Annotated in this window: 20 protein-coding genes; 6 read left to right on the forward strand and 14 right to left on the reverse strand. The window is 35.0% G+C overall.

Annotation, left to right across the window (positions count from 1 at the left end):
• Positions 1–71 precede the first annotated feature (71 nt).
• Positions 72–635 carry a DUF2911 domain-containing protein gene (locus QLQ96_RS19465; RefSeq protein ID WP_482492656.1) on the forward strand — a complete coding sequence of 188 codons (564 nt, stop codon included), beginning with the start codon at positions 72–74 and terminating at the stop codon, positions 633–635.
• A gap of 217 nt (positions 636–852) precedes the next feature.
• On the opposite strand, the gene QLQ96_RS19470 is transcribed toward QLQ96_RS19465, so the two are convergent.
• The 3 genes from QLQ96_RS19470 to QLQ96_RS19480 are packed head-to-tail and all read right to left on the reverse strand — an operon-like array spanning position 853 to position 4,680.
• Positions 853–3,057 (reverse strand): xanthine dehydrogenase family protein molybdopterin-binding subunit, encoded by a 2,205-nt coding sequence (locus tag QLQ96_RS19470; protein WP_482492657.1) that lies wholly within the window; start codon positions 3,055–3,057, stop codon positions 853–855.
• A 7-nt stretch (positions 3,058–3,064) separates the two neighbouring features.
• Complete coding sequence (locus QLQ96_RS19475; RefSeq protein ID WP_482492659.1) at positions 3,065–4,045, reverse strand: FAD binding domain-containing protein; 981 nt, start codon at positions 4,043–4,045, stop codon at positions 3,065–3,067.
• Positions 4,042–4,680 (reverse strand): (2Fe-2S)-binding protein, encoded by a 639-nt coding sequence (locus QLQ96_RS19480; RefSeq protein WP_482492661.1) that lies wholly within the window; start codon positions 4,678–4,680, stop codon positions 4,042–4,044. Before QLQ96_RS19480 ends, QLQ96_RS19475 begins: the two co-directional genes overlap by 4 nt.
• Positions 4,681–4,981: 301 nt before the next feature.
• On the opposite strand from QLQ96_RS19480, the gene QLQ96_RS19485 reads away from it, so the two are divergent.
• Positions 4,982–6,118: a cysteine desulfurase family protein gene (locus QLQ96_RS19485; protein WP_482492663.1), complete on the forward strand. Its 1,137-nt coding sequence runs from the start codon at positions 4,982–4,984 to the stop codon at positions 6,116–6,118.
• A gap of 267 nt (positions 6,119–6,385) precedes the next feature.
• Here QLQ96_RS19485 and QLQ96_RS19490 read toward each other — a convergent pair whose 3' ends face one another.
• Genes QLQ96_RS19490 through QLQ96_RS19500 form a run of 3 tightly spaced genes read right to left on the reverse strand, consistent with a single transcriptional unit; the run spans position 6,386 to position 8,917 of the window.
• Positions 6,386–6,991 (reverse strand): nucleotidyltransferase family protein, encoded by a 606-nt coding sequence (locus tag QLQ96_RS19490; RefSeq protein ID WP_482492665.1) that lies wholly within the window; start codon positions 6,989–6,991, stop codon positions 6,386–6,388.
• Positions 6,981–8,105 carry an XdhC family protein gene (locus tag QLQ96_RS19495; protein WP_482492667.1) on the reverse strand — a complete coding sequence of 375 codons (1,125 nt, stop codon included), beginning with the start codon at positions 8,103–8,105 and terminating at the stop codon, positions 6,981–6,983. The genes QLQ96_RS19490 and QLQ96_RS19495 overlap by 11 nt, the downstream gene beginning before the upstream one ends.
• 35 nt (positions 8,106–8,140) lie before the next feature.
• Positions 8,141–8,917 carry a response regulator transcription factor gene (locus tag QLQ96_RS19500; protein WP_482492669.1) on the reverse strand — a complete coding sequence of 259 codons (777 nt, stop codon included), beginning with the start codon at positions 8,915–8,917 and terminating at the stop codon, positions 8,141–8,143.
• 101 nt (positions 8,918–9,018) lie between these two features.
• Between QLQ96_RS19500 and QLQ96_RS19505 the strand changes: the two genes are divergently transcribed.
• Both QLQ96_RS19505 and QLQ96_RS19510 read left to right on the forward strand, forming a co-directional pair.
• Positions 9,019–9,768: a DUF1349 domain-containing protein gene (locus QLQ96_RS19505; RefSeq protein WP_482492671.1), complete on the forward strand. Its 750-nt coding sequence runs from the start codon at positions 9,019–9,021 to the stop codon at positions 9,766–9,768.
• Positions 9,769–9,881: 113 nt separating this feature from the next.
• On the forward strand, positions 9,882–10,214 hold the full coding sequence (locus QLQ96_RS19510; RefSeq protein ID WP_482492673.1) for a YegP family protein: 333 nt from the start codon (positions 9,882–9,884) through the stop codon (positions 10,212–10,214).
• Between the two features lie 60 nt (positions 10,215–10,274).
• Here the strand turns inward: QLQ96_RS19510 and QLQ96_RS19515 are convergent, their stop codons facing one another.
• From QLQ96_RS19515 to rhaT, 8 genes are all read right to left on the reverse strand, one after another.
• Positions 10,275–11,645, reverse strand: a complete 1,371-nt coding sequence (locus tag QLQ96_RS19515) for a glycoside hydrolase family 27 protein (RefSeq protein ID WP_482492674.1) — start codon at positions 11,643–11,645, stop codon at positions 10,275–10,277.
• A 164-nt stretch (positions 11,646–11,809) separates the two neighbouring features.
• A complete protein-coding gene (locus QLQ96_RS19520; protein ID WP_482492675.1) occupies positions 11,810–12,397 on the reverse strand; it encodes a LutC/YkgG family protein in 588 nt (195 codons plus the stop codon).
• Positions 12,390–13,790: a lactate utilization protein B gene (locus tag QLQ96_RS19525; protein WP_482492676.1), complete on the reverse strand. Its 1,401-nt coding sequence runs from the start codon at positions 13,788–13,790 to the stop codon at positions 12,390–12,392. Before QLQ96_RS19525 ends, QLQ96_RS19520 begins: the two co-directional genes overlap by 8 nt.
• A 163-nt stretch (positions 13,791–13,953) precedes the next feature.
• A complete protein-coding gene (locus QLQ96_RS19530; RefSeq protein WP_482492678.1) occupies positions 13,954–14,694 on the reverse strand; it encodes a (Fe-S)-binding protein in 741 nt (246 codons plus the stop codon).
• 94 nt (positions 14,695–14,788) lie between these two features.
• A complete protein-coding gene (locus QLQ96_RS19535) occupies positions 14,789–16,150 on the reverse strand; it encodes an FGGY-family carbohydrate kinase (protein ID WP_482492679.1) in 1,362 nt (453 codons plus the stop codon).
• Positions 16,151–16,233: 83 nt separating this feature from the next.
• Complete coding sequence (locus QLQ96_RS19540; protein ID WP_482492680.1) at positions 16,234–17,508, reverse strand: sugar isomerase; 1,275 nt, start codon at positions 17,506–17,508, stop codon at positions 16,234–16,236.
• Positions 17,509–18,019: 511 nt separating this feature from the next.
• Positions 18,020–20,164: a bifunctional aldolase/short-chain dehydrogenase gene (locus QLQ96_RS19545; protein ID WP_482492681.1), complete on the reverse strand. Its 2,145-nt coding sequence runs from the start codon at positions 20,162–20,164 to the stop codon at positions 18,020–18,022.
• Positions 20,165–20,192: 28 nt separating this feature from the next.
• Positions 20,193–21,242 carry an L-rhamnose/proton symporter RhaT gene (rhaT, locus tag QLQ96_RS19550; protein WP_482492682.1) on the reverse strand — a complete coding sequence of 350 codons (1,050 nt, stop codon included), beginning with the start codon at positions 21,240–21,242 and terminating at the stop codon, positions 20,193–20,195.
• A gap of 387 nt (positions 21,243–21,629) precedes the next feature.
• Between rhaT and QLQ96_RS19555 the strand changes: the two genes are divergently transcribed.
• Complete coding sequence (locus tag QLQ96_RS19555; RefSeq protein WP_482496985.1) at positions 21,630–22,670, forward strand: GntR family transcriptional regulator; 1,041 nt, start codon at positions 21,630–21,632, stop codon at positions 22,668–22,670.
• A gap of 376 nt (positions 22,671–23,046) precedes the next feature.
• Positions 23,047–23,802: a response regulator transcription factor gene (locus QLQ96_RS19560; protein ID WP_482492684.1), complete on the forward strand. Its 756-nt coding sequence runs from the start codon at positions 23,047–23,049 to the stop codon at positions 23,800–23,802.
• Positions 23,803–23,843: the final 41 nt, after the last annotated feature.

Here is a 23,843-nt window from a genome sequence, read left to right on the forward strand (position 1 = left end):
ACTGACTGTAAATTATATGATTTTTCTTCATTATTAACTTACTTTGTAGTTATTCTAAAAATTGTAATCCTATGAAAAAAATTTATTTACTGGCAGTTACGTTGTTTGCTGCCTTTACAGTTCAGGCACAAGACGTGGTGAAATTTGCTCCATTAGACAATAGTCCTGTTGATATTTCTTATTTCCCAAACAAAGCGGTTAAGTTCAAAAAAACAGATAATCCAAATCCGGTTATCAAAGTTACTTACGCAAGACCTTCTGCAAAAGGAAGAACTATTTTTGGTGATGTTGTGAAATTTGGAGAAATCTGGAGAGTTGGTGCAAACGAAAATACAGAAATCAAATTCTACAAAGATGTAACAATTGGCGGTAAAAAAGTTGCTGCAGGATATTACAGTTTATTTGCAATTCCAGAAAAAGACAAATGGACTATCATAATCAATAAAGAATTGGATTTATGGGGTGGTTATGCTTATGACGAAAGCAAAGATGTGGTTAGAGTTTCTGTTCCAGTTAAATCTGTAAGCGAAACTATCGAAGCTTTATCTATTGCATTTACAACTCAAGGTAACGTTACCAATTTGGTTATTGGATGGGATAAAACAACTGTTGAATTGCCTATTACAATTAAATAACATTGAATATTTCAATACAAAAAAGAGACATTTTAAAATGTCTCTTTTTTTTTGAACTTATAAATATAGATTTTCAGAACATAGCCCAAGGTTTCAACCTTGGAAGACATGCAGAATCACATGGAAAAATTCTGATTGCGTTCCCAAGGTTGAAACCTTGGGCTATGTTCAAAACTAAATTAAAAAAAGACATTTTTCAATGTCTCTTTTTTTATGCTTAAACCTTAGCGGTTTCTATAATCTTATCCAATGTGATTGGTAAATCTCGAACACGTTTTCCTGTGGCATTGAAGACCGCATTTGCAATTGCAGGTGCCATTCCAACTAAAGCAGTTTCTCCCAAACCTTTTGTTCCCATTGGGTTACTGATTGGGTCTTTTTTGTTTACGAAGAACACTTCCTGTTTTTCAATATCTGCATTTACAGGAACATGATAATCAGCGAAATTATTATTGATCGGACGGCCAAAGCGATGATCGATTTCTAAAGCTTCCATTAATCCCATTCCGATTCCACCGACAGCTCCGCCAAACATTTGTCCCGCAGAAGTTTTCTGACTGATAACGGTTCCAATATCCGCGCAAGAAACCACATGTGCCAATCGTATTTTACCCAAATTCGGATTCACTAATACTTTTACAAAATGAACTGAAAACGAATAAATCGAATATTTCTTTGCTTCTTCAGCTGCTTTAGAAAGATTTTCAACTTCAAAATCTTCTAATTTATTACTGCTTAAAAGTGAGGCTAAAGTAACCGATTTAGATTTGTCTTTTTTAGAAGAAACAGAACCATTTTCAAAAGTTAAATCTGTAATTGCGATTCCTTTTAAAGCAGGATTTTTACTTCCTAATTCAATTATTTTATTCAACAATAAATTGCAGGCATCATGCACCGCAGAACCAACGGATGAAGTCGTTGCCGAACCTCCTTGCGTTGGACCTTTTGGCAGTCCGCTTTTACCCATTTCGATAATAACATTTTCTGAAGGCAAACCAATTACTTCGGCTCCAATTGCCGTCATCATCGTTGCTGTTCCTGGTCCCATATCGTTGACACTGCATTGCAACACCAAATCGCCATTGGCTAAGAATTTTGCTTTTACTGAAGTTGGACTTCTATAACAGCCGAAAGTTCCTGTTCCCATTCCGTAACCTACCAGCCAATTTCCTTCTTTTACAGAACCTGGTTCATTTTTACGGTTTTTCCAGCCAATGCGTTCCATTCCCGCTTCGTAACATTCTAAAAGAAATTTACTGCTCCACGGTTTATTTTGTTCCAGATCTTTTTCAGCGTAATTGCGTTTTCTGAATTCAATCGGATCTAAGTTTAATTTATAAGCCAATTCGTCCATTGCACTTTCTAATGCAAAAGAACCTGTTGCTTCTCCTGGACCGCGCATCCAAATTGGTGTACAAGTATCTAGAGGCACAATTCTGTAACGAGTAGAAACGTTTGGACAATCATAAATAAATCTTGACATATTTACCGTTCCTTCCATGAAATCTTCGTAGCTCGAAGTCATGGCAACAGCTTCATGCGTTAATCCAGTTAGCTTTCCGTCTTTTGTAGCGCCCAATCCCATTTTTTGAATGGTATAAGGTCTGAAACCAACATTGGTAAACATTTGCTCACGATGCAAAACTAATTTTACTGGGCGATTTAATTTTTTCGCACCAATCAAAGCGGCAATTTCATACGGCCAAGTGTGCAATCCCATTCCGAATGCACCTCCAATATATTCTGAATGCACTTCAACATCTTCAACAGGAACATCAAAAACTCCTGCTACGCTTCTGCGGGTTCCTTCAACACCTTGACTTTTAGTGTATAAAATTGGTTTGTTTCCATCCCATTTCGCAATGATATTCGCTAATTCCATTGGATTATGAACTTCGGTTGGAATCGTATATTCTGTTTCTAAAACAACCTCAGCATTTTTATAGCCGTCATGTTCACCACGATGGTAATCGTTTCCTTTATCGGTGTCTATTTTTCGTTCTTTATCAGCCGCTTTATGAAGTTCGGTCGAATGTTCTTCTTTAAGATAATCCGCTTTAATCAAACTTGCGGCATAACGCATACGTTCGAAAGTATCGGCAATCACCAAAGCAATCGGCTGATCGTAATACAAAACCGAATCATCTTTAAAAATTTGAAGCGGCTGGCCAAGATTTTTTTTATCCTTTGCTTTCTGATAACCAGAAGGTTTATCTACATTCAAATGCGTAATCACCGCCAGAACTCCCGGCGCCCATTCTGCTTTTTTAGTATCAATTGTTTTGATTCTTCCTTTAGCAATTGTACTTCCCACAAGGCAGGCATAAACCACACCCTGCGTTTTATATTCGGCTGAATAAGTTGCAGAGCCCGTTACTTTAGCAAATCCGTCAACTCTATTAATATTACTTGTCTTGCTCATAATTTAATTATTTTGATGCTGCTATTGTAAGTGCCTCTGTTACTGCATTTCCTCCAAGCGTAAGTTTAAAATCATTGTCGCCATATCCTCTGGCTCCTTTCATAGACAAATCGCCTGCTTGTTTAAATAGCTCTTCTGAAATTGTTTTTCCTTTCAAGAATTTTTCTGTTTCAGTCAATCTCCAAGGTTTATGTGCCACACCGCCCATTGCCAGTCTGACATCATTTATGGTATTATTTTTAATATCTAAAGCCACCGCAACAGATACCAATGCAAAAGCATAACTCGTTCTGTCACGAACTTTTAGATAATGAACATTTTTAGTGAAATTATTATCTAGAATTTCAACTGAAGTAATCAATTCTCTTTCATCCAGTTTATTGTCTTTTTCGGGTGTGTTTCCTGGAAGACGATGGAAATCAGTAAAATCTATTTCTCGTTTTCCTTTTGGACCTTCTACCAAAACTTTCGCGTCAAGTGCTGCTAAAGCCACACACATATCACTCGGATGAACGGCAATGCAACTATCTGAAGCTCCGAAAACTGCCGACATTCTATTTGAACCTCCAATCGCTCCGCATCCGCTTTTAGGAACACGTTTGTTGCACGGCATATCGGTATTATAAAAATACGAACAACGAGTACGCTGTAACATGTTCCCTCCAACTGTTGCCATGTGACGAATTTGCTGAGAAGCTCCCGCCGCTAAAGCCAATGCCAGCAAAGGATATTTTTCTTTTATGGAAGCATCTTCTGCAACCTCACTATTTTTAGCCAATGCGCCAATAGAAACTTTTCCTTTTAAGAATTCAATTTTCTTTAAATCTAATCCGTTAATATCAACTAGTTTATCTGGTGCTACAATATTCTTTTTCATTAAATCGACCAGATTTGTTCCTCCAGCGATAAACATCGAAGAATTGTCTTTGGCTTTTCCTGTAACTGCCGACGAAGACGACAAGACTTTAATTATCTGAAAGTTTTTCATAGTTCCTTCCCTCCTTCCTTTACTTCAGTTATAGCGTCAACGATATTGTGATAAGCACCGCAACGGCAAATGTTACCGCTCATATATTCGCTGATTTCTTCTCTGCTGTTGGCGTGACCTTCTTTGATACAAGCAATTCCCGACATGATTTGTCCAGGAGTGCAATAGCCACATTGAAAACCATCGTTTTTGATAAAAGCTTCCTGCATTGGATGCAGTTTTTTGCCTTTCGAAAGTCCTTCGATTGTCGTAACCTGTGCATTTTGCTGCATCGTCGCCAAAGAAAGACACGACAAAATTCGGGTTCCGTTTACATGAACCGTACACGCTCCACATTGTCCGTGGTCGCAACCTTTTTTAGTTCCTGTAAGCAGTAATTGTTCGCGAAGCAAATCAAGCAAAGTTGTTCTCGGCTCGATATTCAAATTGTGTTTTGTGCCATTTACTTCAATAGAAAGCGGTACCGTTTCTAAATACTCCGCAATTTTTTCGTCCCATTTCTTTTCTGAAGCCATTACCAACGAAGGCGGCGCCAGAGCAAGAGCGGTAAAAAGTCCTGATTTCTTTATAAAGTCACGACGCGAACTAGCATCTTCGGGCGTTACTTTGTCCTTATTTGTTTTTTTAGAAGCCATTCAGTCTATTTGTTAAATTAGCAAACTCACTTTTGTATTCTAACAAATTTAATCATCTTCTATCACAAAAAGTTATGAAATTCAAACATTACTCTTATTTAGAATAATTACAACTTTGTGTTTTTTACCGCAAAGTCGCAAAATTTGAAACATATAAGTTATATAAGTTATATAAGTTCAGTTAAGAGAAAACTTAAAATTCCTTATATCACTTATATGGTTGTTTTTTTTAATTAAACTTTGCGTCTCTGCGACTTTACGAGATTATAAAATTGTATTTTTACCATATTAAGCCCAAATTATGTCACAGCAAGAAATCATTTATCTTGATAATAATGCCACTACTCGCGTTGATGAACGAGTTTTGAATGCCATGCTTCCATATTTTACTGATTTATATGCGAATTCAACGAGCACACATTTGGCTGGATTAACGATAAAAGAAGCTGTTGAAAATGCCGCTTGGCAAACGGCTGATTTGATAAATGCAAATGCTGATGAAATCATTTTTACTTCGGGGGCTACTGAGGCAATAAATTTGGCAATAAAAGGTTTGACTAAGCAAGATCGAAAGCATATTGTGACAATTCAAACCGAACATAAAGCGGTTCTTGAAACTTGTCTTTTTATGGAAAGTATTGGTTTTCAAATTACTTATCTTCCAACTAATTTCGACGGCCTTTTAGATCTTCAGCTTTTAGAAGAAATAATCACAGATAAAACGCTGATTTTCATCGGAATGTTTTCGAATAATGAAACTGGTGTCATACAAAATATCAGTGCAATTTCTAAGATTCTGAAAACCAAAAATGTGCTTTTTATGTGTGATGCTACACAGACTGTCGGTAAAATTCCAGTTGATGTAAAAAATCTCGGAATTGATCTTTTAACCTTGTCAGCACATAAATTTTACGGTCCGAAAGGAATTGGCGCTTTGTATATTTCGGCGAAAGCCAAAATAAAATTGTCTCCTCAAATTCTTGGAGGCGGGCAACAAAGAAAATTACGAAGCGGAACGCTAAATGTTCCTGGAATTATCGGTTTAGGAAAAGCATCGGAAATCGCTGTAAATGAATTAGAAAAAGATCAAAATAGAATTTCTCTATTGCGAGACAAACTCGAAAAAGGTTTATTGCAATTTGAAGGTTCTTTCGTTAACGGAAATACGGAAAACCGAATTTATAATACTTCTAATATTTGTTTTCCAAATATAAATTCTGAACAACTGATTTTGGCTTTGGGAAATATTTCAGTTTCGAATGGTGCTTCGTGTTCGGCTGTGACTTCTGAGCCTTCGCATGTTTTAAAAGCAATGGGTTTGTCTGATGAAGAAGCTTTGAGTTCGATTCGTTTTAGTTTAGGAAGATTTACTACTTCTGAAGAAGTTGATATTGCTGTTGAGCGTGTTTTGGAATTGGCCGAGAAGTTGCGTGTTTGAGTTTTTTTTCACCGCAAAGGCGCAAGGTTCGCAAAGTTTTTTCTTTTTTAATCTCGCAAAGTCGCGAAGACGCAAAGTTTTTTTATAATATTTGAATTGCGTCCAGCTTTAGCTGGATGAAAAAAGATAATTCAGACAAAAAGGCTTTAGCCAAACTTGCCGTTTGGCTAAAGCCCTTCATTTTGTTACATATTTATACCTCCAGTTAAAACTGGAGGCAACTGATAAAAAATCTTTGCGAACCTTGCGCCGTTGCGGTTAAATAAATTACTCGGAAAGCAATGTCTTGTAATCTTCCTCCGTATCAATATCAATATTCCCTTTTTCGAAAAGAACTGAAACTACATCGTGAGTATATTTTTTAATGAGTTTTTTGGCTCCTTCCTGCCCTTTTAATTCTAGCAATTCTTGAAAATATTTTTTGTGAAATAAAACTGGAGTTCCTAAAGTTTCTGAATATGCAGAGGCTGCGATTCGTTTCTGGTTTTTATTCGATTCCAAAATTAAATTTTCAAAAACAGAACTTGTTACAAAAGGCTGATCGCAAACTGCTAAAATACATTTTTCGCAATCTGGATTTTGAAGTAACAATTCGTTTAATCCTTTTGCAATTGATGATGACATTCCGTTTTCCCAATTGGAATTAAAAGAAAATATTATTTCAGGTGAATTAAGCTCTTTTTCGATTAAATCATGATTCGAACCTGTTACGACTATTACAAAGGAGTTTTCAACCTTTAAAGCTTCTGAAATCGTATTTTTCAGCAGAGTCGATTCTTTATACTTCAACAACTGTTTGGGGCTGCCTAATCTGGAAGAATTTCCTGCAGCGAGAATAATAATAGCCGTTTTATGATAAAATTTATTCTCCATAATGAATTGCATTATGTATTTTACCCGATTTATATTTTAAAGATGTTCCTATTCTTGCAGATGCAACTGCTTTAATTTCGGAAACAATCGATAAAGCAATTTCTTCTGAAGTTTCGGCACCAATATCTAAACCAACAGGACTGTGAATTCGACTTAATTGCTCTTCATTTACGGTAATTCCTTCTATTAAAAGATCGTCCAGCATTCGGTTGAATTTTGATTTTGGACCTAGAATTCCAATATAATGGCAATTGGTCTGCAATAAGGATTTCAAAACTGCCAGATCGTATTTGTAATTGTGGGTCATTAAAAGAAAATACGTCTGATCGTCTATGCTAATATTATCTAGAAAATGTTCTGGTTTGACCACCGAAATCTGGCTCGCTTTTGGAAAACGTTTTGCTGTCGCATGCGTCGCGCGACCTTCGCCAATAATAATTCTCCATCCTAAAACAGAAGCCATTTTTACCAGTGGCTGAATATCATTTCCTGCTCCAGCAATTACAATTGAAATGGAAGGTTTTATGTATTCGATCAAAGCTTCATCGTCGTTTTCTTCTTGAAGTTTTTTTACTACCGAAGTTTTGTTTTTTAATGCTTCTTTTACATCAGAAATTAAATTTAAAACTTCATTATTATGATTTAAAATAGGATTGTCTTTTCTAAAAAACAAAGTGGTTCCAATCTGAAAGGCATTTCTTTTTAAAGAAAAAACAGTAACAATTACGGCTTCTTTTCTTTCTAATTCCAATTGCTTTAAAAGCTGAATTGGGTTATTTTCTGCCTCTTCATTTATATATTCAAAAAGTATATGAACTATCCCGTTGCAACCAAGTTGCAAACCTACTTCGGCATCGTCTTCGTTACTGGTGTTATACGTTACAAGTTTATTTTGCTTTTGATTGATTGAAAGAAGGGCTTTTCGCAAGGCATCGCCTTCAAGGCATCCTCCGCTTATTGCGCCAGTCAGCAAACCATCTTCTGTCACGAGCATTCTGGCTCCCGGCTGTCTGTACGACGAACCTTCAACTTTGACAACGGTTGCCAAAGCTGTTTTTTTTCCTGCCAATTTTGCTTCGGAATACGCTTTAAGAATTACGCTAATTTCTTTCATATTAATTATCTTCCAAACAAAAATAAGGAAATCTTTTAAAGAGAAATAATTCCCATCACAAAAGCCGTTTGGACGGCTTCGGCGGTATTGGTCACTTTTAGTTTTTCTATAATATTTTGTCTGTGGCGTCTTACGGTATAAACCGAAATATGCATTTCCGCAGCAATTTGTTCGCTTTTGTTTCCTTTTGCAACACTGGTTAAAACTTCTATTTCTCTTTTCGAAAGTATATTTTCAGTATTGTTTTTATATTTTTCAGCTTCGATGACTTCGCCTGTTCGAATATTAAAAATCTTACCTTCAATTCCCGATCGGGGCTGTAAATCGGTTGAAGGCAAATACAGACATAAAGCGAGTGAAATACTTCCGTTTTTAAACGTATTCAAATAAATAGTTCGGTGATTTATATAGGCAATTTTATCGTTAGAATCTTTCATTCTAAGACGGCTCAAAGTACTGTAATTGCTGTATTCTTCTTTTGGAATTCCTTTTAAAAATTCATAAAAATTAAGTTCTAAAACATGTCTTTCAACCAAATCTTCCGAATTGATTTTAGTGAAAATACATTCTTCAAAAGCAGAATCGATTACGGAGTTTTCATTTGGAAGTCCGAAAATTGAGCCAAAACTTCCCGCATAAATATAACTTTTGTCGGATTGATAATCGGATAAAACGGCCACACATTGTTCAATTTTAACGTAATTGATAACGAATTGCTTGTACATTTCAATATCATTTGATTCTCCAATCTCAAATTTTTGTTCTAAAAATGTGGTCATTAACTGGTTTTCGATTGAAGAATTCTGTGGCATTAGAAAATATAATTGGTTAATTTTACGTATTGCCTCTTTCTCGAAGCAATTCTATTTTTGGAAAATTAAAAATATCACTTTCTATCCCAAAAAAATAATCTATGAAAACATTTTTTTACAACGCCATTATTATCCTTAGTCTTTCTGCTTTAACGAGCTGCAATAATAAAAATGAAACTGCTAAAACTGCCATGAAAGAAGAAACAAAAACAGATTCTGCATTTGTAAATGGTTCGCCTTGTGACATTAAATTATCTTCTATACATTTTACAAAAGCGGTTAACGGTGCCGACTCACTGATTAAAACGGAAGCTAACGAAAAGGTTATTTTCAAAGCTGGAGAAAAATCAGATTACTTTTCTGATCCAGACGGAAAATTATCGAATACTACAGCTCCAATGCTTTTATCTAAAGTAGACAATACAAAACCTTTTACGCTTACCGCGAAAGTTACGCCTGAGTTTACAGAAAAAGGATTGTACAACGCTGGTGTTTTATACATTTATGTGAATGACAGTTTCTACCAAAAATTCTGTTTTGAGCAAGACGAAAGAGGCAATCACAGAATTGTAACGGTTCGTACCATGGGAACTTCTGATGATAATAATCACGATGTGGTGAAAGAGCCTTCTGTTTACATGAAAATTACTTCTGATACTAAAACAGTTGCAAGTTATTATTCGTTAGATAAAAAGAATTGGCAGATGGTTCGTTTGTACAAAAACAATTATCCAAAAGAAATCTGGATGGGAATTAGCACGCAATGTCCAATGGAAAAAGGTACTCAAAGTATTTTTGAAGAAATCAATCTGGAAGAAAAAAGCGTTTCTGATTTCCGTTTAGGAATATAATTTTGTTTGCATTAAGATAATCATTTTTTTAAACAGGTGTATGATTTATATTACTAAGTTTTGTATTTTTATCAATAGCAAAATATATATTACCTAACTTAAAAATAAACTGCATGGGAAAATTTGTAATCACTACTAGAGCCAACGGAGAGTTTCAATTCAATTTAAAAGCTGGTAATGGCCAGACTATTTTAGCAAGCGAAGGATACACTACAAAAGCGGCATGTAATAACGGAATTGAATCTGTTAAAAAAAATGCACCAGACGATGATCGTTATGATAGATTAGAGTCAAAAAACGGAAAACCATATTTCAATTTAAAAGCTGGAAATGGTCAAATTATTGGTTCAAGCGAAATGTACGAAAGCGTAGCTGCGAGAGAAAACGGAATTGAATCTGTAAAGAAAAATGCTCCTGAGGCTACTATTGATGATCAAACGGCTTAATAGCTTATTTATAATTATAAAAAAGCGGTTTCTATGAATTTAGAAACCGCTTTTTTTCTTCTATTTTTTACTTTTTAATCGATATAAAACCGAGCTGTGAGGTTTTAATTCTGCTCCAATTTCTTTTGAAGTTATTTTTGATTTTTCGCCCGTCCACATATTTAAAACTTCGGCTAAAGTGGAGATTCCTAAATCAGAAAGACTTACAGAAACTTTTTGTGCGGCATTATCTGAAACATTGAATAAAGCCAAATAAACGCTGCCATCTTTTGCATTTTTTGATGTCACGGCAATTTTACCATCTTTCTGAAAAAGCTGTTTTACATCGCTGCTTTCGTTATGCATTTTTACGACCTCTTTATTCGTCAGTAATGATAAAGTGAAAGCATCGTTACTTGGCAAATCTCCACCAAAAAATAAAGGCGATTTAAAGATATTGAAAAATGTAATCAAAGTATATTGTTCGTCTCTAGTCAAACGCGTCATTCGGTCTTCGCCTCTTTCTCCTCTTATCGAAATACGTCCTAATGGAATCATATCGCAATCTGGCCAAGTTCCTGGCGCGATGTAAGGATACCATTTTTGCGCTACCTCCATCAAATGTGTAATATGAGGCCACGTATCCCAAACATCGTCTACCATACGCCACATATTGGCATGAGACGTAACGTGTGAAGCTGCCGAAATTGGTGTTTCTCCTGGCGAAGTACTTAATACAATTTTTCGTCCGCATTTGTCAATAGCATTTCTAATTAAGTTGATTTCACCTTCGTGGTAAGGTCTTGACAAATCATCAATTTTAATAAAATCTACTCCCCATTGCGCGTACAATTCAAAAATCGAATCGTAATATTCCTGCGCTCCGGGTTTCTCGGCCACAACGGTATAATTATCTCTTAGCCATTCGCATTGCAAAGCAGTTGAATAAACTTGATCTGCTGTAATTCCGTTTGCTCCTTTTATAGGCAATTTATCTTCAACCGCCTTTTTAGGAATTCCGCGCATAATATGGATTCCGAATTTTAATCCTTTTTTGTGAATGTAATCGGCTAAAGGCTTGAAACCTTGTCCGTCTTTTGCTGAAGGAAAACGGTTTACAGCAGGCAGATATCTTCCGTACTGATCGATTACGTAACGCGGATCGGTTTGGTTATAGCCTCCAGCTTTGTCATTTTCAACAAACCATCGAATATCAACCACGATATATTCCCAGCCAAATTTCTTCAGCTCCTTTGCCATATAATCGGCATTGGCTTTTACTTCGTGTTCTTCAACCGTTGGTCCGTAACAATCCCAGCTGTTCCAACCCATTGGCGGAGTTTGAGCCCATTGTTTGAATTCTTCTTTTTGAAATGCTTTAGTTTGAGCATTTCCTAATGTCGACAGAAAAAATACTCCGATCAACATTGTAAATAAGTTTGTAATTTTCATTGCGAGTGTGGTTAAGTGTAAGTTATACACTTTAAAAATAATAAAAAAAACGTACCGTGGTGATTTTTTTTATTTTCACATATAATTAATCACTTATAAATGAAACAAAAAAATGCAGAAAAGTTGCCCTTTCTGCATTCTAATTATTATATTTTTTCTTTGCTTTAATCCAATAAAAAGACAATCAATCCTCTTGCTCCATGAGCTCCAAGAACTAAAGATTGTTCAATGTCAGCCGTTTTTGACGGACCCGCAATAAAAGTTCCGAAACCGTATTCCATGTTTCCGATTCTCTGATACGCTTGTTGCATTGTTCGCACAAGATCTTTTTTATGAACGATAATCGCTAAATATTGTGCAATAAAAGGAGCAACACGTTGTCCTAAAATATCATCGGTTACCCAGAGTCCGCTGTTTTCTGCAACTCCAAAATGAGCTTTTACAACCGTTAATTCAACATCTTGAAGCGAATGCGGATCAACTGATTTCCAGTCTAAAGAAGCAATTTCAGAAAGTTCTGGAAGCGTTGTAATTAATCTCTTTTCTAAATTATAATTCGATTTAATATAATTGATGATTTCATTATAATCAGCAACTTCAACAGGATCGCCACCTATACCTTTTAAAACCGTTTTATAGGTTTCTAAAACATCAAATTGTTCTGAACCTAAAAGATTTAGATCCGGCAATTCAGAAACCAAATTCGGCTGATTCCCTTTTATTCTTTTTAAAATTTCGCCTTTACTACTCATTCTTTTTATCTTTAGATTCTCTCGAATTTTTCTTGTACCATTCTCTAAAAGATTCCTCAGGAACGTCTGGCATTTCGCGCTGATCGTACCATTTGTTCATCTTATTATTGACCATTCCTGGAATATTCTTCATTACAAATCTTCCCGATTTTCCTGCAATATTAAAAACTGTCGGATTTGCCAGAACTGTTGCCATTGTTTTCATAGCAACCGTCTTAGCTGTTGGCGTATGACCTTCTTTTACCAAAACCTGGCGCCATTTGTACAATTGATCGTGAATATCAATTTTTACAGGACAAACGTTGGTACATGAACCGCAAAGCGTACTTGCAAAAGGCAAATCGGCATTTTTGCTCATATCTAAATTTGGTGCCAAAATAGAACCAATTGGTCCCGCAACCGCATTATGATAACTGTGTCCGCCGCTTCGTCTGTAAACTGGGCAAGTGTTCATACACGCACCGCAACGAATACATTTTAGCGAATTTCTAAAATCTTCTCTTCCTAATTGTGTACTTCTTCCGTTGTCTACAATTACGATGTGCATTTCTTTTCCCTCTCTTGGCTTTTTAAAATGGCTTGAGAAAGTTGTAATAGGCTGTCCTGTTGCGCTTCTTGCCAATAATCTCAAGAAAACACCTAAATGTTCTCTCTTCGGAATCAATTTCTCAAATCCCATGCAGGCAATATGAACATCAGCTAAATGTGCACCCATATCGGCATTTCCTTCATTGGTGCAAACCACAAATTCTCCTGTTTCTGCAACAGCAAAATTAACTCCTGTTAAAGCTACTTTTCTAGTTAAAAAAGTATTTCTCAAACTATGACGAGCCGATTCTGTCAAATATTGCGGATTGATATTTCCTTTTTCTGTACCTAAATGTTCATGGAAAGTTTCACTTACATCTTCTTTCTTTAAGTGAATTGCAGGAAGTACAATATGGCTTGGCGGTTCTTTTCGAAGCTGAACTATATATTCTCCCAAATCAGAATCGATTACTTCTATCCCTTTTTCAGCTAAATAATCATTTAAATGGCATTCTTCTGTAAGCATCGATTTGGATTTCACCATTTGCTTTACATCATGTTTTGCCATGATAGAATGCACGATTTCGTTGTGTTCTTTGGCATCGGCTGCCCAATGTACGATTATTCCGTTTCGTTGCGCATTGGCTTCAAATTCAACTAAATAATCGTGAATATTAGAAAGCACATTTAATTTGATTTGAGAAGCTGTCTCGCGAAGCAGTTCCCAATCTTCAATCTGATGTGCTGATTTATCTCTTTTTGCACGCACAAACCAAAGTGTTTCGTCATGCCAATTGACACGCTCTACGTCTTTGTTAAACTTTGTAGCGGCTTCGCTATGCGGTATTACTTTTTCTGATGACATTTTTTATTCTTTAAAAGTCAATTTTGAAATCTTTATCATGGTATTTACTTAACCGCCAAGATCGCAAGGTTTAACGCAAGGTTCGCAAAGTTAATTTTAATCTTTGTGTGCTTTGCGTTTTTTCTTTGCGTGCTTTGCGGTTAAATTTCACTAAATAAATATTCTAATTTTCTAGTGAATTTAATATTTCAGCAATGTGAATGGTTTTGATCCTGCTTTTTTGTCTTTTTAGAATTCCATCCAAATGCATCAAACAAGACATATCTCCACCTGTAATATAATCCACATCATGACTTTCGTGATCTTTAATACGATCTTGACCCATTTTTACAGAAACCGCTTCTTCGGTAACGCAAAACGTGCCTCCAAAACCACAGCATTCATCTTTTCTAGTTAAAGCAACCAAATCAAGATCTTTTATGCCATGCAGTAATTGTTCTGGTTTAGAAAAAAATGGTGCATTAAGCTCAGACATTTGCGAAAGCTTTAATCCGCGTTGGCCGTGACAGCTTACATGCATTCCGACTTTAAACGGAAATCTTCCGTCGATATGGTCAATTTTTAAAACATCTGTTATGAACTCTGTAAGTTCGTAAACCGTATTTCGAATTGCTGTTGCCTTCTCTTCTTGTTTTTCGTCATGCAAATGGTCTTTTACATGCAAAACACAACTTCCAGAAGGACAGACGATGTAATCAAATCCAGAAAAATTAGTAATAAAATTGGCATCACATCCTTTTGTTAAATGTGCGTAACCGCTATTTGCCATTGGCTGTCCGCAGCAGGTTTGTCCCATCGGGAATTCAACCTCGCAGCCTAATTTTTGAAGTAATTCGTAGGTTGCGATTCCTACTTTTGGATAAAATTGGTCGACATAACAAGGTATAAAAAGTCCAATTTTCATGTTGTAGTATTTAGTGTGTTGTTCATTAGGCGTGTACTGTAAAATGTAAAAAATACGTTTCTCAGCAAATTTACAACATACAGACCGTTTTTACCTAATGTTTATAGAATTTCAAGTCAATTAAATCGTTCTGAATTGGTTTTGGATTCCAATTATTGTGAATTGCCAATGCTGCTCCCAATGCGCTCGCCTGCGCCATCGAAGCCGCATACACTTCTATGTCTGGAAAAGCTTCTGCCAATAAATTCATATAAATCGAATTTTTACTGAAACCTCCATCCACAAAAATCTTTTTTACCGGACTGTTATGAATGACCAAATTAGTAGAAAAAACCTGCTGTTCTACCAAATCCAGCATTAATTGATGATAAGCTGTTTCGTAATTTTTATAATGTGAAAGATCTCTTTTTTGAAAAGGGCATTCTTTCAAAATATCAAAATTATATTTTTTCGGATAGATAATTTGAAAATTAAGCGCTCGCAAATTGGCTACGATTTTTTTATCAAAATATACTTCTTTGTACGTATCAAGTGGAACATTAAAATGCTGCGCCAAACGTTTGGTTTGCACTTCGTGTTCGTTTCCTGCAAATAGACGCGCTGCTTTAACTGGTTTTTCGGTGTATTGCATGTAGCAAAGACAATCGTTTTGCAATTCCTCAAAAGTCAAAGGTTTGTTATTGAAAGGATTTAAAGAAATGCTCCAAGTTCCTGTAGACAACAAAACAAAAGGCTCAGTAAAGTTAATTGTATAAGGTATGATCGCCGATGAGCTATCATGTAAACCAACTCCAACCGCAAGGTCTTCACGTGTCATAATGATATCTTTACCGAAATGTATTGGCGGTATTTTTTTTGAAATTCCTTCTTCTTTGAGCCATTTATGGTATTTCATTTTTTTGAAATTCCACAAATTCGTATGACAGCCAATGCTTGTAATATCAGCGTAGGCTTCATTCGTTAAAAGAAAACTCAAAAACTGCGGCAAGTGCAGACAGTATTTTACATTTTCAAATAGTTCGGGTTTTTCTTCTTTTAGACGATAAATCTGCATTCCAGAATTTAAACTGCCGAGAACCGGAGAAGCCGTTTTTACAGCAAACTTCTTTTCTCCTTTGTATTTTTCATAGAAATTAGATTTTAAATCCTCTGGATAATCTTTTAAATAATTATACAGAGGAGTTAAAACTTTTCCGTTTTCGTCAATATAAACAAAACTGGCTCCGTAAGTGCTGAAATTGATTGCTTTTAAAACATAATCTTTCAATTCTTTTATTTCAGATAATCGATCTAAAATCCAATTTTTCAGTACTTCGATATCTTCACACGGAAATCCGTCTTCGTCTGTGGTTTCCTCAAGATTTACTGATTTCTCCCAGACAATTTTATAATTTTCATTAAATAAAAAAACCTTTTTGTTTGTTTTACCAATATCAAAAATCGCAACTACATTCATTTTTATTAATTATGAGTTATGAATTATGAGTTATAAGTTGTGAATTACTTAACTCATAATTCATAACTTATAACTCATAATTATTACAATCCTGTGGCCATTGTTTTTAAACCTCTTTCGCCAACTAGGTTTTCTCTAACCTGAAGTGAACGATATAATGCTACCGGATTTAATGCCGCTCCAGAACGAAGACGAGCTTCTGCTACTAATGCGCGAACATCTGTACGGAATGCATTTTGAAGAATTTCTTGTGCTTTTACCACATCATTTTCTTCTTGTGCTTCTACTAATGCTTTTCTATCAACAGAAAGTGCCTGAGCGTAAGCAATCATAATCGCTTCTACAGATTGCAATAAATCTTCTAACGGATCTTTGATGTTGTGAGAAGCGTCGATCATCCAACCTAAATCTTTGGCGTGATTCATTCCTCTTGCATCCATTCCTTCAACCAATTCACTGAAAATCAAGAATAATTGATATGGTTTTAATGCTCCAGCTGTTAAATCGTCATCCCCGTATTTTGAATCATTAAAGTGGAAACCTCCTAATTTGTTTTCCATCAATAATAAAGAAACGATTTGCTCGATATTGGCATTTGGAAGGTGGTGACCTAAATCTACTAATGTCTGCGCTTTGTCGCCTAACTTTTTAACATACGAATAAGACTGCCCCCAATCTGCTACAGTCGTAGAATAAAAGTTAGGCTCAGCACATTTATATTCCAAAAACAATTTCCAGTTTGAAGGTAATGCATCGTAGATTTCCTCTAAACTTTCTAAAGTATTTTGATACGCTTTTCTGAAGTTTAACTGTCCTGGGAAATTAGAACCGTCAGCTAACCAAATTGTTAAAGACTCAGAACCTAATTCGATTCCGTGTTTAATAACTTCAATATTGTGAGCAATTGCTTGTTTGCGAACTGCTTTATTTACGTTTTGTAAAGAACCGTATTTGTAAGTGTGCTCAGCGCTTGCTTGATCTTGAAACGTGTTCGAGTTCATTGCGTCGAATTTTAATCCGTGCTGTGCCGCTAATGTTTTAATTTCGTGATAATTTGTTGGAATATCCCACGGAATGTGAAGTGAAATCGCTCCAGAAGCATTGTTTAATTTATGAAGCAAACCAACATCTTCTATTTTTTCTTCTAAAGAACGAGGTTCTCCTCCTCCAGCGAAACGTCCGAATCTTGTTCCTCCTGTTCCTAAAGCCCAAGATGGAATTGCAATTTGAAAGTCGATTAATTTTTGAATAATCGCCTCTGTATCATTAATTTCTGATGCTGTAAAAACTAATTTGTTTTGGTGTTTTTTTAATAAATCCTCGTTATGAGATTCGATGTGGTTTGATCCGATTAACATAGTTATTGATATTTTAATAGAGTTTACAATATATAAATTTTATATTTCTAGTATATTTTTTTAACACATAGCGTTGCGTTTTTGGACGCAGATTTTACGGATTCGCTATCGCGAAGACGCGGATTTTATTTTCTGATTTCACGCAGATTTTAAAAGGATTTGAGCAGAAAAATGCAGATTTTTTTTTCTATTAGAAATAAATTTAAAAATCTATTAGATCAGCTTAAATCTGTCTAAATCTGCGTGAAACAAAAATCCGTTTTTTTTCGCGTCTTCGCGATAGCGAATCTGCATCATCTGCGTTCTATTCTTTATGCATTTAAATATATTTTGAACTTATAAAACCTACATTAACTATACTCTGGTTTTACTTCACTTTTTTGTTAAGTTTTCTTTGTTTAAAGCGAATTGTTATAGGCTAAAAAAATCTAACGTTCGAAAGAATTCGAACGCTAGACCACAAAAAACCACTTTTGCTTAAACAAACTTATATAAAAAACTTAAACAATCTTTATCTATAAAAGCCCATGCCTACGCCGCCGTCTACGTTTAATGCGTTCCCTGTAGATTTACCTAGTAAACCTCCAACAAAAGCATAACAAGCGTTGGCAATATCATCTGGCAATATGATTTCATTTAATAACGTACGTTTTGCATAGTAAGCCGGAAGTTCTTCAACTGTAACTCCGTATGCTTTTGCACGACCTTCTGCCCATCCTCCAGACCAAATGTTTGAATCTGAAATTACGGCATCAGGATTTACTGTATTTACACGAATTTTGTCTGCTCCAAGTTCAGCAGCCATTAAACGTGTTAAGTGCGCTTGAGCCGCTTTTGCCGAACCATAACCAGGATTGTTCGGACCTGCAACAACTGCGTTTTTAGAAACGATATTTACGATATCTCCTCCAAAACCTTGTTTGCGCATTACTTCGATTCCGGCTTTAGAAACAATAAATTGTCCTTTTACTAAGATATCGTATAATCTATCCCACTCTTCTAAAGTGTGTTCTGCAATAGATTTAGAAATACTGATTCCAGCATTATTCACAATAATATCAACACCTCCAAAAGCCAAACAAGCTTCGTCTAATGCTTTTCCTGTGTTAACTTCGTCAGTAACATTTAATAATGTGCTAGAAACGGCATCTTTACCAAATGCTTTCACAAATTCTGCCGTTGCTCCTTCTAAACGCTCTTCGTTGATATCATTAATAACTACACAAGCACCTTCTTGAGCGAATTTTTTAGCGATGGCTTTACCAATTCCACCTGCAGAACCAGTGATCAAAGCCACTCTTCCAGATAATGCTTTTGGTTTTGGCATACGCTGTAATTTTGCTTCTTCCAACAACCAATATTCAATATCAAATGCTTCTTGGTGCGGCAAAGAAGTATATTCCGAAACTGCTTCTGCACCTTTCATTACGTTTACAGCATTGATGTAATATTCAGATGCTAAACGTGCCATTGTTTTATCTTTAGCAAATGTGAACATACCAACTCCAGGATATAAAATAACAACTGGATTTGGGTCACGCATTGCTGGTGAATTTGATTTTTTACATACATTGTAATAGTCTTTGTACATTGCACGGTAAGCTTCAAAAGCTGGAGCTAATTTTGCTTTTACAGCCGCAACATCAGATAAATCTTCGTTTGGATCTAATTCTAAAACCAATGGACTGATTTTAGTTCTTAAAAAGTGATCTGGACAAGATGTTCCTAATGGAGCTAATTTTGAAAGATCATTAGAATTAATGAATTCTAAAACTCTTGCATCGTCTGTATAATGTCCAATCATTTGACGCTCTGAAGAACAGAAACCTCTTAAAATTGGAGCTACTTTTGCCGCTTTTAATTTACGGTCTGCTTCTGGAAGACTGTCAATTTTCTTTCCTCCAAAAACTGGACGTTTTTTTCCGTAATTATCTTCTAAATAAGAAGCGCATTTCTCGATTACTTCCAGCGTATTAATATAACTATCAAACGCAGTGTCTCCCCAAGTAAATAAACCGTGAGAACCTAACATGATTCCGCGTAGTTTTTTACCGTTTTTTTCTGCTTCTTCTAAACACGCTCTCAACTGAAGACCAAGATCAAATCCTGGACGTTGCCATCCTACCCAACCGATTTCTCCGTTAAATAATTCTTCTGTGATTTTCTTTCCATCTTTCGCTGCAGCGATAGCAATTGACGCATCTGGATGTAAGTGATCAATATGTTTGAATGGAAGAAATCCGTGTAAAGGCGTATCGATAGAAGGCGCTTTTGACGCTAAATCGAAAATACAGTGGTTGAATAATTCTACCATTTCGTCTTCAAACTCAATACCTTTGTAAACATTTTCAAGATTACGAAGTCTGTCCAAATACAAAGCTGCACAACCTGATTTTGTCAACGTTCCGATATCACCGCCAGAACCTTTAATCCACATTACTTCAGAAGATGCTCCAGTAAGAGGATCTTTGTCTGTAATTTTCACAGAAGTATTTCCGCCTCCGTAGTTGGTCAATCTTAAATCAGCCCCTAACAAGTTAGAACGATAAATAAAAAGCGCTACTTCATCACCTGCTAATTCTGCTGCCTTAGCTTCATCCCAAAGGTAGCTTACATGCTTAAAATTCATATTATTAATTGTGTTTGTATTTGACATATACTATTTTAAATTATTCTTGTATTATTTATAATGAGTTACCAATTCCTACCAAAACGATTGCAAGCATAATAAGCCCAATTCCCCAAATGAAAGTTCTTAATGTTTTCTTAGAAACTCCCGACCATTCTTTCAAGTAAAATCCCCAAAAGTTTGCTGTTAAAATAATTGTTGCCATGTGCAAAATCCATGAGCTGGCACCATTTCCTAATTTGCTCTCTCCCATTCCGTAAAAGAAAAACTGTAAAAACCACATGGTTCCGGCAAGAGCAGAAAACATAACGTTTTTAGTTATTGGAGTAGATTTATCCGTATAATTTTTAATTGATTTGTTTTTGAAATTCAAGTAAAGACACCAGATAAAATTGGTGGTTAAACCTCCCCATAATAAAACAACATACGTTACATTATTTTGAAACAACGGATTTGCACCATTTACTACAGCTTGTTCTGCCATTGATTTTCCAGCTTCGATTCCGTAATTGAAAAATGAACTTAAAATCCCTGAAATCACCGCTACAATCAATCCTTTTACTAGATTAAAATCTTTGTCTTTACCTTCATGACCTGTTTCAAAATCTTTCTCTTTTAGCATTCCTGCTTTTCCAGAAATTGCAATCCCAACAAGATAAACAACAACTCCAAATAAAACCAGCTGTCCGCCAGGATTAGAAATCATGTGAGAGAATGAAATTTTTCCTTCAGTCGGAACAAAATCATAATATATTGATGGAACTAAAGCTCCAAATGCAGAGCAAAAACCGAGCGTGATTGAGTTCCCTAAAGACATTCCGAGGTAACGAACTCCAAGACCATAAGTAAGTCCGCCGATTCCCCAAACCAATCCCATCGAAAATGTAAATGCTTTTATTGATGGAGATGCCGCTGCTATAATTTCAGTAAAATTTGGAATCGTTAAATAAGCTGCAATTGGCGGAACGATCAGCCAAGAGAAAAATCCCCCCACGAGCCAATAGCTTTCCCAAGCCCAGTCTTTTACTTTTTTAAAAGGCATATAAAAACTACCTGAAGAAAATCCTCCGATAGAATGAAAAATGATTCCTAATAATGATTCCATTTATTAAATTTTGGTTTTAGTTTGTTAGATAGTGGTTTGGTTTTGTAAAATAAGAGAATGTCAAAAACAAAACTGTCCTGTACTATCCTTTACGGATTTTATATTTTTTGTTAAAACTAAAGATTATTACAAATAACGAACTGTAATTATTGGGTAAATAAATTTAAAATGGCTATTTTAGCAATCGATTTCGTAATTATTGATTCCGCATTTGGGTCAAAATTTAGAAATTATAAAAAAAAGATTACAAGCCTTGTTAAATTCTCTTTTTTATTACAAAAATGATTCTGCACAAACGGATTTTTTTGAAAGAAGAGATTTTTTAAAATTATTTAGAATTAAAAATGAGTTTCGTTGAAATACGAGATAAATTTCCTCAACATGAACATGATCAAACTTATTAAAATAGACGAAGATTCTCGAGTTCCCAAATACAAACAAATTGTCGACTCTATTCTTCAAAACATCGCCAACGGAAATTTAAAAATCAATCAAAAAATTCCTTCTATAAATAGTTTCAGCGAAGAATTCTATATGTCTCGCGATACTGTCGAGAAAGCCTATAATATTTTAAAAGAACGAAAAATCATTTCTTCCATTAGAGGAAAAGGCTATTATATTACCCGAACAAAACTGGAATCTAAGGTTAATATCTTGTTTTTGACCAATAAATTGAGTTCGTATAAAATGAAAACTTACAGCTCATTTATTGATACTCTTGGCGCAAATGCTCATGTAGATCTTCAAATTTACCATTGCGACGAGACTTTGTTTCTGAATATCTTAGACAAATTTGAAGGCGCTTACGATTATTATGTCATTACAACTCATTTTAAAACAGACGAGTTAAAACATTTAAGTTTTACTGATGAAGTTGTAAATGCGATTAAAAATATTCCGCAAGAAAAACTGGTTATTTTAGACAATATTAAATTAGGAGCCGGAGAAGAAGTCATTAAAATTTATCAGGATTTTGAAAATGATATTTACAATGCCTTAAAAGAAGGTCTTTCTAAAATTTCAAAATACAAACGTTTAATTTTGGTTTACCCAGACAAAGCGGTTTACCCTTATCCAAGACGAATTTTACACGGATTTAGAAAATTCTGTGTGGAACACGAAATCAATTTTGAGATTCTAAGTGAAGTTTATGACGATATGATTCTTAAAAAAGGAGATTTGTTTATCACAATTGAAGAATCCGATTTGGTAAATTTGGTGAAACAGATTCGTGATGAAGAATTTGTTTTAGGAAAAGATATAGGTGTTATCTCCTACAACGATACGCCTTTAAAAGATTTACTTGGCATCACCGTAATGTCAACCGATTTTAATATTATGGGAGAAACAGCTGCCAGAATGATTTTGAATAAAGAAAAAGGTCAGGTAAAAGTTCCTTTTAATTTTATTGATAGAAATTCTATTTAAGATGCTGAGATACTGAGTTTCTAAGCTACTAAGAAAAAAAACTTAGAAACTTAGAAACTCAGTATCTTAGAATCTTAAAACTTTGAATATATTGATCCCATTCCCGTGGTGTGAAGGTGTCTTTTATTCCTGTTTCCAATAAATCTTTATTATTTTTCCTGTCGGATAACTGTTTGACATGATGGATTAGTTTATACTGCTTTTATCAAACATTCGTGCATTACTTTACGCAAAAGAGCTTGATAATAAGTCAAGTAAAACAATTAAGAATTTTATAATTAATTTAAATCCCATTTTTTATTATATTTCAGTCCTATAATCCTACAAATATATTTGCAAAAAAAGCATTAGACAATACTTATAAATGACCATTTTTATGAAAAACATAAAAGATGATTTGAGTGAACAACTTTTGGAACAGAAAAACTCTGGCGGTTTTCATAATACGCAAATTTTAAAAACGTGTCAGGAAATCGCTCAAAATTTTGCTGATTTAGAAAATGGTATTGCTGTTCTGAGCGATTTGTATAACAATAAAAGCTATATCTATTCTGGGAAAATAGCCGATGAACTTTCCATTTTTAGAAAAGATCAAGTGCAAGAAATTGAGAGTATTTGGGAAGAAGACCTTTTTGGCAAATTAAATTCGGATGATGTATTGCAAAAATACCTTTTAGAACTTCATTTTTTTCAGTTCATAAAAACGATTCCGATAGAGGAACGAAAAGACTTTTGTGTAATCAGCAAATTGAGAATGAATAATAAAGAGGCGGAGAAATCTTTACTGCACAAAATGTTCTATTTTTCTAATGAACACGAAGATGTTGAATTGGCACTTTGCCTTTACAATTTTGATTTTTCTCTCGCTCTGCAATACGAAGGTGCGATCATAAATACAGCAACTGGAAATATTGTAAAACAGAACGAAAAACAAAATGAATTCTTTCTTTCTGCAAGAGAGAAAGAAGTTCTTAAAATGCTGCAAGCAGGCAAACAAAGCAAAGAGATTGCAACTCTACTATTTATTAGCATCAATACAGTAAGCCGCCATCGCCAAAATATTCTTGAGAAAATGAAAGTGAGTAATACAGTAGAAGCTTGTTATATTGCGGCAAAGCTGAAGTGGATATAGTTTTTTTTGAGGAGCTAAGATTCTGAGATGCTAAGGTTCTA

The sequence above is a fragment of the Flavobacterium sp. B167r genome, assembly GCF_056824315.1.

Coding starts and splice junctions, on each gene's coding strand:
- QLQ96_RS19465 (WP_482492656.1), top strand. CDS start 72: ATGAAAAAAATTTATTTACTGGCAGTTACGTTGTTTGCTGCCTTTACA.
- QLQ96_RS19470 (WP_482492657.1), bottom strand. CDS start 3,057: ATGAGCAAGACAAGTAATATTAATAGAGTTGACGGATTTGCTAAAGTA.
- QLQ96_RS19475 (WP_482492659.1), bottom strand. CDS start 4,045: ATGAAAAACTTTCAGATAATTAAAGTCTTGTCGTCTTCGTCGGCAGTT.
- QLQ96_RS19480 (WP_482492661.1), bottom strand. CDS start 4,680: ATGGCTTCTAAAAAAACAAATAAGGACAAAGTAACGCCCGAAGATGCT.
- QLQ96_RS19485 (WP_482492663.1), top strand. CDS start 4,982: ATGTCACAGCAAGAAATCATTTATCTTGATAATAATGCCACTACTCGC.
- QLQ96_RS19490 (WP_482492665.1), bottom strand. CDS start 6,991: ATGGAGAATAAATTTTATCATAAAACGGCTATTATTATTCTCGCTGCA.
- QLQ96_RS19495 (WP_482492667.1), bottom strand. CDS start 8,105: ATGAAAGAAATTAGCGTAATTCTTAAAGCGTATTCCGAAGCAAAATTG.
- QLQ96_RS19500 (WP_482492669.1), bottom strand. CDS start 8,917: ATGCCACAGAATTCTTCAATCGAAAACCAGTTAATGACCACATTTTTA.
- QLQ96_RS19505 (WP_482492671.1), top strand. CDS start 9,019: ATGAAAACATTTTTTTACAACGCCATTATTATCCTTAGTCTTTCTGCT.
- QLQ96_RS19510 (WP_482492673.1), top strand. CDS start 9,882: ATGGGAAAATTTGTAATCACTACTAGAGCCAACGGAGAGTTTCAATTC.
- QLQ96_RS19515 (WP_482492674.1), bottom strand. CDS start 11,645: ATGAAAATTACAAACTTATTTACAATGTTGATCGGAGTATTTTTTCTG.
- QLQ96_RS19520 (WP_482492675.1), bottom strand. CDS start 12,397: ATGAGTAGTAAAGGCGAAATTTTAAAAAGAATAAAAGGGAATCAGCCG.
- QLQ96_RS19525 (WP_482492676.1), bottom strand. CDS start 13,790: ATGTCATCAGAAAAAGTAATACCGCATAGCGAAGCCGCTACAAAGTTT.
- QLQ96_RS19530 (WP_482492678.1), bottom strand. CDS start 14,694: ATGAAAATTGGACTTTTTATACCTTGTTATGTCGACCAATTTTATCCA.
- QLQ96_RS19535 (WP_482492679.1), bottom strand. CDS start 16,150: ATGAATGTAGTTGCGATTTTTGATATTGGTAAAACAAACAAAAAGGTT.
- QLQ96_RS19540 (WP_482492680.1), bottom strand. CDS start 17,508: ATGTTAATCGGATCAAACCACATCGAATCTCATAACGAGGATTTATTA.
- QLQ96_RS19545 (WP_482492681.1), bottom strand. CDS start 20,164: ATGTCAAATACAAACACAATTAATAATATGAATTTTAAGCATGTAAGC.
- rhaT (WP_482492682.1), bottom strand. CDS start 21,242: ATGGAATCATTATTAGGAATCATTTTTCATTCTATCGGAGGATTTTCT.
- QLQ96_RS19555 (WP_482496985.1), top strand. CDS start 21,630: ATGATCAAACTTATTAAAATAGACGAAGATTCTCGAGTTCCCAAATAC.
- QLQ96_RS19560 (WP_482492684.1), top strand. CDS start 23,047: ATGAAAAACATAAAAGATGATTTGAGTGAACAACTTTTGGAACAGAAA.